Here is an 11,360-nt window from a genome sequence, read left to right as displayed (position 1 = left end):
CTCCCGGGGCCGGGCATGCTCGCTGGAGTGAGTGAAGAAGCGATGCGCTGGAGCGGCCAGCGCGCGGACCGGGTCGACGTGGGGACGCTGCCGGGCCTGGCCCGCCTGACCGGGTTCGTGCGCAGCGTCCGGACGCCGGAGTTCCGGGGCGTGACGTTCCACGAGGTGCTCGCGAAGAGCGCGTTGAACCACGTCCCGGCGGACGCGCGCATGCTCCCGGGCGAGTACACGATCAACCCGTACCGCGGCTGCACCCACGCCTGTCAGTACTGCTTCGCGCGGCCCACGCACACGCGGCTCGGCCTGGACGGCGGCGGTGACTTCGACAACGAGATCATCGTCAAGACGAACATCGTGGAGGTGCTGCGCACCGAGCTGGCGCGCAAGCGGAAGCTCCCGCCGCGCGTGGCGTTCGGCACGAACACGGACGTCTACCAGCGCGCGGAGGGCCGCTACGAGCTGATGCCGGGCATCATCGACGCCCTCTCCGGGCACCGGGTGCCGTTCTCGATCCTGACGAAAGGGCCGCTGATCCGCCGCGATCTCGGTCTGCTGGCCCGGACGTCCCAGCGGACGACGGTGCACCTGGGCGTGTCACTGTCGATGCTGGACGAGGAACTGCAGCAGTCGGTGGAGTTCGGCACGGCGACGACGTCGGCCCGGCTGGCGACGGTCCGCGCGATCCGCGACGCGGGGCTGGAGTGCACGGTGTTCCTGTCGCCGATCCTGCCGCACCTGTCGGATTCGGCCGAGCAGCTGGAGGCTTTGGTGGCGGCGGTGGCGTCCGCCGGGGCGACGGACGTGCTGTACCACCCGCTGTACTTGTCGAGCGGAGTGAAGGAGGTTTTCTTCGCGTGGCTGCGTTCCGCGCACCCGTCGTTGGTGGCGGAGTACACGCGGTTGTACTCCTCGGGCTCGGAGACGTCCTACCGCCACGACATCGGGGCGCGGATCCGGCCGTTGATCGCCGCGGCGGGCTTTCCGGAGCCGGGTGCGGACATCGAGGACAAGTTCGCCCTCAACGGCCGCCGGGGGCAGCCGCCGGAGGAACCGGCCCAGGCCACGCTGTTCTGACGCTCGTGAGTGAGAAACAGTGTGCTGACCCTGTTTCTCACTCACGACCGGGTGCCCACAGGCCGTCGGCGTCGCCCGCTTCCAGGCGGCCGCGGTAGACCCCGATCTTCCGGTCGATCAGCCGCAGGTTCTCCTGCAGCTCCGCCAACCGGGCCAGGACGTCGTCCCGGTGCGCCTCCAGCAGCTCCAGCCGCTCCGGCTCGTTCCCGCGGCCCGCGCTCACCAGCTCCGCGTACCGGCGGATCACCTTGATCGGCATGCCGGTGGCCCGCAACTTGGTGCAGATCTTGATCCACTCCAGGTCCAGCCGCCGGTACCGGCGCCGGCCGCCCGAAGTGCGGTCCACCCGCGTGACCACCAGGCCCGCTCGTTCGTAGTAGCGCAGCGTGTGCGCGCTGACGCCGGAGCGGCGCGCCGCCTCGGCGATGGTCAGCCCGGCCTCGGGGATCGGCTTGACTTCGAGCACGCTCTAAATCCTAGCGTCGACGGCATGAAATCTCCCGCGCTCGTGCTGGCCGTCTGCTGCGTCAGCATCGTCGTGGCGGTGATGGACATCTCGATCGTCACCGTCGCCCTGCCGTCGATCCGCCGCGACCTCGGCGCCTCCGTCTCCGGTCTGCAGTGGACGGTCGACGCCTACACGCTGGTGCTGGCCGGGTTCCTGGTGCTCGCCGGATCGACCGCCGACCGGTTCGGGCGCAAGCGCGTCTTCCTGACCGGCCTCACCGTCTTCGGGCTCGGGTCGCTGCTGTGCAGCGTCGCGCCCGGCATCGGCTGGCTGATCGCCGCCCGCGCCGTCCAGGCGGTTGGCGGCACCATGCTCAACCCGGTCGCGCTGGCCATCGTCGTCACCACCTTCCCTGCCCCGGCCGACCGCGCCCGGGCGATCGGCGTGTTCGGCTCGATGTCGGGCCTGGCGCTCGCGCTCGGGCCGATCCTCGGCGGCGCGCTCGTCGACGGCCTGGGCTGGCGGGCCGTCTTCTGGGTCAACGTGCCGGTCATCGCCGTCGCGATCGTGGCGACCCTCCGGTTCGTGCCCGAGTCCCGGGCGGCCCGCCCGCGCCGGTTCGACCCGCTCGGGCAGGTGCTGGTGGTCCTCGTGCTCGGCTGCGTGGTGGAAGCGATCATCGAGGCGCCCCGGCTGGGCTGGACGTCGCCGGTGATCCTCGGCCTGCTGCTCGTGGCCGGGCTCGGTGTCGCGGGCCTCCGCCGCCACGAACCGCGCCGCGCCGACCCGCTGCTCGAACTGCGCCTCTTCCGCAGCGTCGCGTTCAGCGGCGCGATCGTCACGGCCCTGTTCGCGCTCTGCGGCTTCGGCGTCTTCCTCTTCGTCACCACGCAGTACCTGCAGGACACCCGCGGCATGACGGCCTTGACGGCGGGCCTGTGCCTGCTCCCGGTCGGCGTGCTCGTGCTGGTCCTGTCGCCGCGGACGGGACGGCTGGTCGGCACGCGCGGGCCACGGCTGCCGGTGGTCGTCGCCGGCGTCGCGCTCGCGCTCGGCGGCGCCGCGTCGGCGTGGCTCGGCCCGGCGACGCCGCTGCCGCTCGTGCTGGCCGTCTCCCTGCTGTTCGGCGTCTTCCTCGGCACGGTCAACCCGCCGATCACGAACACGGCCGTCTCCGGGATGCCCGCGTCGATGGCCGGCGTGGCCGGTTCGCTGGCCTCGGCCGGCCGGCAGACCGGCACGACCCTGGGCGTCGCGCTCGCCGGGGCGATCACCGGTGCCGGCGTGTGGTGGCTGGTGGCCGCGCTCGGCGTCGGCGTCCTCGCGCTGGGGCTGCTGAGCACGGGACGCCGGGCCGCGGCGACCGCCCGCCGCGCGGCCGCGCTGTTCGCCGAGGTGGAGGGCGAGCCGGTCAGCCTCCGGCGACCGACGGGATGATCTGCACCTCGCCGCGGTCGCGCAACGCCGCCGACGGGCCACCGAGCCGGCGGCACTCCTCGCCGTCGACGTAGAAGTTGACGTAGCGGCGCAGGCCCGCCTGCTCGTCCCGCAGCCGCCGCTCCAGCGCCGGGTACCGCTCGGCGAGCACGTCGAGCAGGGCACCCAGCGTCGCCGGGCCGGCGACCTCGACCTCCAGGCAGGACTCGCCGCCGGTCTTCGCCCGCAGGGGCCCGGGCACCAGCACGGTGATCCGCACGGTCACACCGTCGCGGCGCGGACGCTCAGCACGTCCGGCAGGTGCGAGACGACCAGCTGCCAGCTGTCGCCGTCGTCCCGGCTGGCGTAGACGTCGCCGGTCCGGGAACCGAAGTAGATCCCGGCCGGATCGGCGTCGTCGGCGCACATCGCGTCGCGCATCACGCCCGCCCAGTACCCGTCCGGCAGGCCGGGGCCCACGGCCTCCCACGACTTCCCGGCGTCCTCGCTGCGGTACACCCGGCACCGGCCCTCGGGCGGGAACCGCATGACGTCGGCGGTCAGCGGGAACGTGTAGATCACCTCGGGCCGGTGCGGGTGGACGACCATCGGGAAGCCGAAATCGCTGGGCAGGCCGTCGGCGATCGACTGCCAGCTCGCCCCGCCGTCGTCGCTGCGGTAGACGCCGTGGTGCACCTGCGCGAAGAACCGGTCCGGCGCGCTCGGGTGCATCGCGACCTTGTGCACGCAGTGCCCGTACTCGGGGTACGGGTCGGGCACGTGCACCGCTTTGATGCCGGTGTTGCTCGCCCGCCAGGACGCGCCGCCGTCCTCGGTCCGGTAGACGCCGCCGGTCGACATCGCCACGGTGACGCGGCCCGGCTCGACCGGGTCCGGCAGCACCGTGTGGATGGCCTTGCCGCCGCCCCCGGGCGTCCAGTGCTCGCGGTGCGGGTGGTCCCACAGGCCGCGGACCAGCTCGTAGGTGCGGCCGCCGTCGTCCGAGCGGAACAGCGCGGAGGGCTCGGTGCCGGCGTAGACGACGTCCGGCTCGCTCGGCGGCCCGGGCACCAGCTGCCAGGCCCGGACGAGGGACTCGGCGGTGTCGGGCGGGAACGCGATCGGGGCGTGGTCGGGCTCGTGCCAGGTCGCGCCCAGGTCGTCGCTGGTGGCCACGCTCGGCCCGAAGTGCTCGCTGGTGACCCCGGCCAGCAGCCGCGGCGCGGCCCGGCGCGTGTCGATGCCGACCGCGTAGACCTCGGTCATCGGGTGGTGCGGGCCGGTCACCTCCCAGCTCGCCCGGTCGTCCGGGCCGGTCGCCAGCCACAGTCCTTTGCGCGTCCCGATCGCGAGCACGACAGTCATCCGGCACCTTCCTCTCGAAGTGACCGGTGTCACAGTACGCTGCCGGAAAAATCTACCGGGGAGAAATGTCGAACGCCGTGCGCGGCCGATCGACGCGGGGGTGAAGGCCGGTCACCGAGCCCGGGACGACCCGGGCCCCGGCCGACGAGAAGCAGGGAGAACGACCATGCGTTTCCTCATGGTGCACCGGATCGACGAGAACGACCCGCAGGCGTGGAACCCCAGCCCGGAGTTCATGGAGAAGATGGGCGGGTTCATCCAGGAGTCGGCGGAAAAGGGCATCCTGATCACGGCCGAGGGGGTGCACAAGTCGGACAAGGGGGCGCTGGTCCGCAAGCCGCGCGGCGCGGCGATCCGCGTCACCGACGGGCCCTTCGCCGAGGCCAAGGAGGTCATCGGGGGGTTCGCGCTGATCAACGCCGCCGACCAGGCCGAGGCGGTCGAGTTCGCCAAGCGCTACGTCGAGCTGTTCGACCTCGAGATCGAGGTCGAGGTGCGCCAGGTCGTCGAGTTCGAGGACCTGCCGGCGCGGGACTGACGGCCACCGGTGGCGCTAGGCTGGCCGGGAACCGACTCTGGGGGGTAGAGCGATGTTCCTGGTCACCGGCGCCACCGGCAACGTCGGCGCGGAAGTGGTTGCGGCACTGGCGAAAGCGGGTGAACCGGTCCGGGCGCTGGTACGCCGGCCCGGCGCCGTGCTGCCGCACGGCGCCGAAGCCGTCACGGGCGATCTCAACGATCCGGCGAGTCTCGACGACGCGCTCGCGGGCGTCGACGGGATCTTCCTGCTGCCCGGCTACCACGACATGCCCGGCATGCTGGCGAAAGCGCGCGACGCGGGGGTCCGCCGGATCGTGCTGCTGTCCGGCGGCTCGGCGGCGCTGGAGAACCTGGACAACGCCGTTTCGGCGTACATGACCCTGGCCGAGCGCGCGGTGCGCGAGTCGGGCCTGGACTGGACGTTCCTGCGTCCGCGCGCGTTCATGGCGAACGCGCTGCGCTGGCTGCCGCAGCTGCGCGAAGGCGACACGGTCCGCGCGCAGTTCCCGCACGTCGCGGCGGCGTGCGTCGACCCGGCGGACATCGCCGCGGTGGCGGCGCTCGCCCTCGCGGGCGGCCACGAGGGGCGGATCCACGACCTGACCGGCCCGGTGGCGCTGCGGCCGGCCGACCAGGTCGCGGTGCTGGCCGAGGTGCTCGGCCGGAAGCTCGAGTTCGTCGGCCTCTCGAACGAGGAGACGCGCGCGGAGCTGGAGGCGAGCATGCCGCGCGAGTACGTCGAAGCGTTCTGGGACTTCTACGTCGGCGGCACCCTGGATGAGGCCACGGTGTACCCGGCGGTGGCCGAGGTGACCGGCCGCCCCGCCCGCACGTTCGCCGACTGGGCGGCCGCGCACGCGGACGCGTTTTCCTGACCGCTCCCGGACAGTTCCGGCAGGCCGTTGTGCTCCGCCGGGCGGCGGGCCAAGGTGGGTTCGCCGTCGGCCGGGAGGGGGAGCGTGCGCGACAACGAGCGAGCCCGGGTGCGGGTGGACCTGTCCGTGGTGCTGGGGGCGGTGCTCGCCGTCCCGGTGGTCGCGAGCAGCCTGCTGGTGCTGGGCCTGGTCGGGAAGCTGGTGTGGCCGGAGTACTTCTGGGTGCTCCCGGCCGGCTGGGCCGTGGCCGGCGCGATCACGTTCGTCCCCGGCTACGAGCACCTCGTGCTGTCCGTGCTGCTCAAGATGCGCGCGCCCAGCCAGGGCGAGCTGACCCGGCTCGCGCCGAGCTGGGCGGCCGTCTGCGCCGCGGCCGGGGTCGACGGCGACCGGTACCGGCTGTGGGTCGAGCCGTCGAACGAGCTGAACGCCTTCGCCGCCGGGGGCCGGACCGTCGCGGTGACGCGGATCGCCCTCGACCTCCCGCGCCCGGGCCTGGAAGCGATCCTCGCCCACGAGCTGGGCCACCACCTGGCCGGGCACACGCGGGGCACCCTGCTGGTCCACTGGCTCGAGCTGCCGGCCCGGGTGCTCGCCCGCCTGCTCCGGCTGGTCGCCTGGGTCGTGCCGCACGTCGGTCGCGCGGTCCGCTCCTTCGGCCGGTCGGCCGAGGCGCTGGTCACCGTGCTGCTCGGCTTGGGCATCCTCACCGCGCTCGCCTTCCTCGACCCGTGGCTGCTGCTGACGCCGCTGCTCGGCCCGGTCCTCGCCTGGTCGAAGCGGCTCGGCGAATACCGGGCCGACCTGATGGCGGCGCGGCTGGGCTACGGACCGGAGCTGATCCGGCTGTTCCGCGAGTGGATCCGGCTGGGTGGCGGCGACGAGCGGCGGCTGTGGGCCCGGCTGCTGGCCGGGCACCCGGCGCACATCGACCGCATCAAGAAGCTGACGGACCGCGGGTTCCGGGGATGAGGACGTCCGGGCTCCCGTAACGGCTCCGGCAAGGTGAGAAAATCTTCGGCGAAGTGTCCAAGGGACGGTCCGCCGTGCGTAGTTCCCCCGTACGGCAACCGAGCCACAGGAGGATCCCCGTGAAGTACCTGATGCTGATCAACGCTTCGCTCGACGCGGACGGCGCGCCCACCGGCTGCTGCACGCCCGAGGACTGGATGCTGTTCGACAAGGCCATGAAGGACGCCGGCGTCCACGTCGGCGGGAACTCGCTCGCCGACTTCACCACGGCCGCCGCGGTCCGCGTCGACGAGCGCGGCGAGCGAATCGTCACCGACGGGCCGTTCGCCGAATCCCGCGAGGTGCTCGGCGGCTACTTCGTCGTCGACGTGCCGGACTTCGACGTCGCGCTCGACTGGGCGGCGCGCTGCCCGGGCGCCCGCGACGGCGGGCACATCGTCGTCCGGCCGCTCGCTTCGTACGGGGACTGACGGCGTGGTGGGGGCGTCGGACGGCGCTTTCGGGGGGCCGAGCCCCCGGCTGACGCTGGAGGCGGTGTTCCGGGAGGAGCGCGGGCTGCTGCTCGCCGCGCTCGTCCGCCGGTTCGGCGACCTCGACCTGGCCGAGGAGGTGACGTCGGAGGCGATCGAGGCCGCGCTGGTGCGCTGGCCGGCCGACGGCGTGCCGCCGAACCCGGGCGCCTGGCTGATGACGACGGCCCGGCGCAAGGCCGTCGACCGGCTGCGCCGCGACCAGGCCTACGCGGCCCGGCTCGCGGTGCTGCAGGTCGAGGCCGACCGCGCGGCGCCCGCCCCGCCGCCGGACGGCGGCCTGCCGGACGAGCGGCTCCAGCTGTTCTTCACCTGCGCCCACCCCGCGCTGCCCGCCGAGGACCGGACGGCGCTGACCCTGCGCTGCCTCGCCGGGCTGACGACGCCGGAGGTGGCGCGCGCGTTCCTCGTGCCCAGCGCGACGATGGGCAAGCGGATCGTGCGGGCGAAGAACCGGATCCGCACCGCCCGGATCCCGTTCCGGGTCCCGGATCCCGACGAGCTGCCCGGCCGGCTGCCGGGCGTGCTCCAGGTCGTCTACTCGATCTTCACGGAGGGGTACGCGGCGAGCTCGGGCCCGGACCTGCAGCGGCTCGACCTGGCGGAGGAGGCGATCCGGCTGGCCCGGATCCTGCGCCGGCTGCTGCCGGGCGAGCGGGAGGTCGCGGGCCTGCTGGCGCTGCTGCTCCTGATCCACGCGCGCCGCGACACCCGCACGGGCCCGGACGGCGACCTGGTGCTCCTCGACGACCAGGACCGCGGCCGCTGGGACCGCGCGATGATCGCGGAGGGGACCGGGCTGGTCGACGTCGCCCTGACGGGCGGCCCACCGGGGCGGTACGGCGTCCAGGCGGCGATCGCGGCCCTGCACGACGAGGCGCCGGCCGTCTCTCGCACCGATTGGCCGCAGATCGTGGGGCTGTACGAGGTGCTGCGCGGGCTGACGCCGTCCCCGGTGGTCGAACTGAACCGAGCGGTGGCCGTGGCGATGCGCGACGGCCCGGAGGCGGGCCTGGCGCTGCTGGACTCACTGGCGAACGAGCCGAAGCTCCGCGAGTACAGCCCGTACCCGGCGGCCCGAGGCGACCTCCTCACCCGCGCGGGCCGCGCGGGTGAAGCGGCGGTCGCGTACGAGGAAGCCCTCGCCTTGGCCGGCACGGAACCCGAACGCGCCCACCTGCGCCGCCGCCTCGCCGCCTGCGCAAAGCCATGAGGGCTTTTAGGTGCCATGAGGGTGCCCTTCATGGCATTCCGGCCGGTAACCCGAAACTGTCGGTGGCCCCCGGTAAGCTGGAAACCGGGGGCCGGAGGCCTACGCGGAGGCGCGCAAAGCCGCCACCGCCGGGGCGAACATCGTCGCCTTGATCGCGCCCAGCGTGCCCTTGTCCTTGCCCGCCAACGCCGCCACCCGCTCGGAAGCCACCTTCACGACGTCACCCTCGGCCGCGATCTCGTCCACCAACCCGAGCTCCGCCGCCTCCGGACCGCCGAAGCGCCGTCCGGTCGTCATCGACGCGATCGCCGCCGACGGGGTCAGCTTCGCCTGGATCAGCGCCGCCATCCCCGGCGTGAACGGGATGTCGATGTCGGCTTCCGGGAAGCAGAAGTACCCGCGATCGCTTCGCATCACCCGGAAGTCGTGCGCCATCGCCAGCATCGCGCCCGCGCCGAACGCGTGGCCGGTGATCGCCGCGACCGTCGGGACCGGCAGCGTCAGCACCCGCGCGAACAGCTCCTGGACGTCGGCGACGTACCGCGTGGCCTGGTCGCCGTGCGCCGTCAGCCAGTCGAGGTCCAGGCCGTTCGAGTAGAACTTGCCGCCGCCGGTGGTCACCAGCACGTCTTCCACGTCGTCCAAAGTGGAATGAACGCGCTGGAGCCAGTCCGGCGAGAAGCGGTTCTCGTCGTCGCCCAGGTGCACAACGGTCACGGTCGGTCCTTTTCTCGAGGGGGCACGGTCAGCACGGCCCGCACGGCGGCGGCGAGCCGGTCCCGCACCAGGGGATCGGTGATGTCCCGCCGGAAGAACGCGGTCGGCAGGTCGACGACGCAGGTGGTGATCACCTCGACGGCCAGGCCGTCGCCGCGGTCCCACAGCCCGCGCGCGAGCCGCACGAGCAGCGCGACCAGGCGTTTGTCCAGCGCGTGCAGGGCATCCGCCAGCTCGCCGGGCAGTTCGGGCCCGAACAGGCTGTCCGCCTTGACCTTCAGCAGCATCCGCGCCGCGGTGGGCCGCTGCCCGGCGAACACCGCGGGCGTGTCAGCCGCCGCGACGACGGCCTCCTCCGGCGAGGAAGCCTGGTCCACGAGCGAGGTCTGCAAGTCCAGGAACGCCGTCGCGGCGCGTAGCCAGACCTGGGCCAGCAGTGCGCTGAGCGAACCGAACGCGTGGTAGATCGTCCCGTTCGGCACGCCCGCGGTCGCGGCCAGGCCACGCACCGTGACCTCGCCCGAAGAGGCGACGAGCCGCTCGGCGACGTCGAGCAGCGCGTCGAGGTCGTGGACGCGGGGGCGGGGCATGCCACGACCGTAACAGAACACATGCTCCAAAACCAGGCGGTAAGCTGCCGCCCGTGGAGATCTGGGTCAACCCGGCGTGCTCGAAGTGCCGGTCCGCCGTGTCGTTGCTGGACGAAGCCGGCGCGCAGTACACCGTGCGCCGCTACCTCGAGGACCCGCCGACCGTGGCGGAACTCGAAGCCGTGCTGAAGCGGCTCGGTCTCGAGCCGTGGGACATCACGCGCACCGCGGAGCCGGTCGCGAAGGAACTCGGCGTCAAGACGTGGGGCCGCACCGACGCCGACCGGCCGAAGTGGATCGAGGCGCTCAGCAAGCACCCGAAGCTGATCCAGCGCCCGATCATCACGGCCGACGACGGCACGACGGTCGTCGCCCGCGACTCCGAAACCGTACGCTCGGTCCTTTAAGGAATGCGGCCGTCCCGCGGGAGCAGCGGGACGTCGAGGGGCACGGTCTCCGGGTACTTGATCCCGGCGCCGGTGTTGAGCACGACGACGTCTTCGTCGCCGCCGAGCCACCCCGACTCGCGCAGGTGCCGCACCGCGGCGAAGCACGCTCCACCTTCCGGGCAGACGAACGTTCCCTCGAAGGTGGTCAGTTCCCGTTGCGCCGCAAGCAGTTCCTCGTCGGTGACGGCGACGGCGGTGCCGCCGGTGGCGTACACGGCGTCGAGCACGAGGAAGTCGCCCAGCGCCTTGGGCACGGTGATGCCGAAGGCGACGGTTCGCGCGTCCGGGAACGGCACGCTCTCCCGGTCACCCCGCTCGAAGGCCGAAACGATCGGCGCGCACCCGGTGGCCTGCACCGCCACCAGCCGCGGCAGCGGCCCGGAAACCCAGCCGAGCGCGCGCATTTCCAGCAGGGCCTTGGAGATCCCGATGATCCCGACCCCGCCGCCGGTGGGGTAGAGGATGACGTCGGGCAGCCGCCACCCGAACTGCTCGGCGATCTCGTACCCCATCGTCTTCTTGCCCTCGATGCGGTAAGGCTCCTTCAACGTCGAAACGTCCTGCACACCCGGACGACGCGGAACCGCCGCCGCGACGAGCTTCCCCGCGTCGCCGATGAGACCGTCCACCCGGTACAGCTCGGCCCCGGCGGCGACGCACTCCCGCATGGTGATCTTCGGAGCGTCGTCCGGCATCGCGATCAGGCTCGACAGACCCGCGCGCGCCGCGTACAGCGCCCAGGCGGCGCCCGCGTTGCCGTTCGTGGGCATCGCGATCCCGCCGACGCCCAGCTCGGCCGCTCGCGAGACGCCGACCGCCGCGCCCCGCGCCTTGAACGTGCCGGTCGGGACCAGGCCTTCGTCCTTCATCCACAGCCGCGAAAGTCCCAGCTCACGGCCGTAGCGCGGCAGGCGCAGCAACGGCGTCATGCCCTCGCCCAGGCTCACGACCCGCTCGGCCGAGCGGACCGGCAGCACCTCGTGGTAACGCCACAGCGTCGGCTCGCGCCCGGCGATCTCCTTCGGCGTCACGGCTTCGCGGACGCCGTCGAGGTCGTACCGCGCCAGCAGCGGCGCACCCGACGGCGAGAGGCCCTGGACCGCGTCGGCGTCGAGGCGCTCGCCGGTCCGGGAGCATTCGAGGTGGCTGAGGAACGAGTACGGCACGGCGC

At 73.0% G+C, this 11,360-nt stretch carries 14 protein-coding genes; 8 read left to right on the top strand and 6 right to left on the bottom strand.

Translation table 11 applies throughout. The features are described from left to right. The first annotated feature begins 27 nt into the window (after window positions 1-27). Window positions 28-1,074, top strand: a complete 1,047-nt coding sequence (locus tag OG738_RS00600; protein WP_329050311.1) for a radical SAM protein — start codon at window positions 28-30, stop codon at window positions 1,072-1,074. A 37-nt stretch (window positions 1,075-1,111) separates the two neighbouring features. On the opposite strand, the gene OG738_RS00595 is transcribed toward OG738_RS00600, so the two are convergent. After that, a complete protein-coding gene (locus OG738_RS00595) occupies window positions 1,112-1,540 on the bottom strand; it encodes a MerR family transcriptional regulator (protein ID WP_329050310.1) in 429 nt (142 codons plus the stop codon). 24 nt (window positions 1,541-1,564) lie between these two features. Here OG738_RS00595 and OG738_RS00590 point away from each other — a divergent pair, with 24 nt between their 5' ends. Next, entirely contained in the window at window positions 1,565-2,959 is a 1,395-nt protein-coding gene (locus OG738_RS00590; RefSeq protein WP_329050309.1) for an MFS transporter, read from the top strand. Here the strand turns inward: OG738_RS00590 and OG738_RS00585 are convergent. Continuing rightward, window positions 2,934-3,218, bottom strand: coding sequence for a MoaD/ThiS family protein (locus OG738_RS00585; RefSeq protein ID WP_329050308.1), 285 nt, complete (start codon window positions 3,216-3,218; stop codon window positions 2,934-2,936). The genes OG738_RS00590 and OG738_RS00585 overlap by 26 nt on opposite strands. Window positions 3,219-3,220: 2 nt before the next feature. Continuing rightward, window positions 3,221-4,303 (bottom strand): WD40/YVTN/BNR-like repeat-containing protein, encoded by a 1,083-nt coding sequence (locus OG738_RS00580; protein WP_329050307.1) that lies wholly within the window; start codon window positions 4,301-4,303, stop codon window positions 3,221-3,223. Window positions 4,304-4,469: 166 nt separating this feature from the next. Between OG738_RS00580 and OG738_RS00575 the strand changes: the two genes are divergently transcribed. The 5 genes from OG738_RS00575 to OG738_RS00555 all read left to right on the top strand — a co-directional run bounded on the left by OG738_RS00575 (window position 4,470) and on the right by OG738_RS00555 (window position 8,433). Beyond that, window positions 4,470-4,841 carry a YciI family protein gene (locus OG738_RS00575; protein WP_329050306.1) on the top strand — a complete coding sequence of 124 codons (372 nt, stop codon included), beginning with the start codon at window positions 4,470-4,472 and terminating at the stop codon, window positions 4,839-4,841. 52 nt (window positions 4,842-4,893) lie between these two features. Continuing rightward, window positions 4,894-5,718, top strand: coding sequence for an NAD(P)H-binding protein (locus OG738_RS00570; RefSeq protein WP_329050304.1), 825 nt, complete (start codon window positions 4,894-4,896; stop codon window positions 5,716-5,718). A gap of 84 nt (window positions 5,719-5,802) precedes the next feature. Next, window positions 5,803-6,690: a M48 family metalloprotease gene (locus OG738_RS00565; RefSeq protein ID WP_329050302.1), complete on the top strand. Its 888-nt coding sequence runs from the start codon at window positions 5,803-5,805 to the stop codon at window positions 6,688-6,690. Between the two features lie 119 nt (window positions 6,691-6,809). Next, the gene (locus OG738_RS00560) at window positions 6,810-7,160 is read left to right on the top strand and encodes a YciI family protein (RefSeq protein ID WP_329050300.1); all 351 of its coding nucleotides are present in this window, start codon (window positions 6,810-6,812) and stop codon (window positions 7,158-7,160) included. A 7-nt stretch (window positions 7,161-7,167) separates the two neighbouring features. After that, complete coding sequence (locus OG738_RS00555) at window positions 7,168-8,433, top strand: RNA polymerase sigma factor (RefSeq protein ID WP_329056496.1); 1,266 nt, start codon at window positions 7,168-7,170, stop codon at window positions 8,431-8,433. Between the two features lie 99 nt (window positions 8,434-8,532). Here OG738_RS00555 and OG738_RS00550 read toward each other — a convergent pair whose 3' ends face one another. Then, window positions 8,533-9,150 carry an enoyl-CoA hydratase/isomerase family protein gene (locus tag OG738_RS00550; protein WP_329050298.1) on the bottom strand — a complete coding sequence of 206 codons (618 nt, stop codon included), beginning with the start codon at window positions 9,148-9,150 and terminating at the stop codon, window positions 8,533-8,535. Continuing rightward, window positions 9,147-9,740 carry a TetR/AcrR family transcriptional regulator gene (locus tag OG738_RS00545; protein ID WP_329050295.1) on the bottom strand — a complete coding sequence of 198 codons (594 nt, stop codon included), beginning with the start codon at window positions 9,738-9,740 and terminating at the stop codon, window positions 9,147-9,149. Before OG738_RS00545 ends, OG738_RS00550 begins: the two co-directional genes overlap by 4 nt. Before the next feature lie 53 nt (window positions 9,741-9,793). On the opposite strand from OG738_RS00545, the gene OG738_RS00540 reads away from it, so the two are divergent. Further along, entirely contained in the window at window positions 9,794-10,147 is a 354-nt protein-coding gene (locus OG738_RS00540; protein WP_329050294.1) for an arsenate reductase family protein, read from the top strand. Here OG738_RS00540 and OG738_RS00535 read toward each other — a convergent pair. Next, window positions 10,144-11,355, bottom strand: a complete 1,212-nt coding sequence (locus OG738_RS00535; RefSeq protein WP_329050293.1) for a threonine synthase — start codon at window positions 11,353-11,355, stop codon at window positions 10,144-10,146. The genes OG738_RS00540 and OG738_RS00535 overlap by 4 nt on opposite strands. Between the last annotated feature and the right edge of the window lie 5 nt (window positions 11,356-11,360).

This window comes from Amycolatopsis sp. NBC_01488 (genome assembly GCF_036227105.1).
In the GTDB taxonomy this organism is placed as follows: Bacteria; Actinomycetota; Actinomycetes; order Mycobacteriales; family Pseudonocardiaceae; genus Amycolatopsis.
Note: the sequence above shows the minus strand (reverse complement) of the source record. Positions and strands in the feature narration are given on the sequence as shown.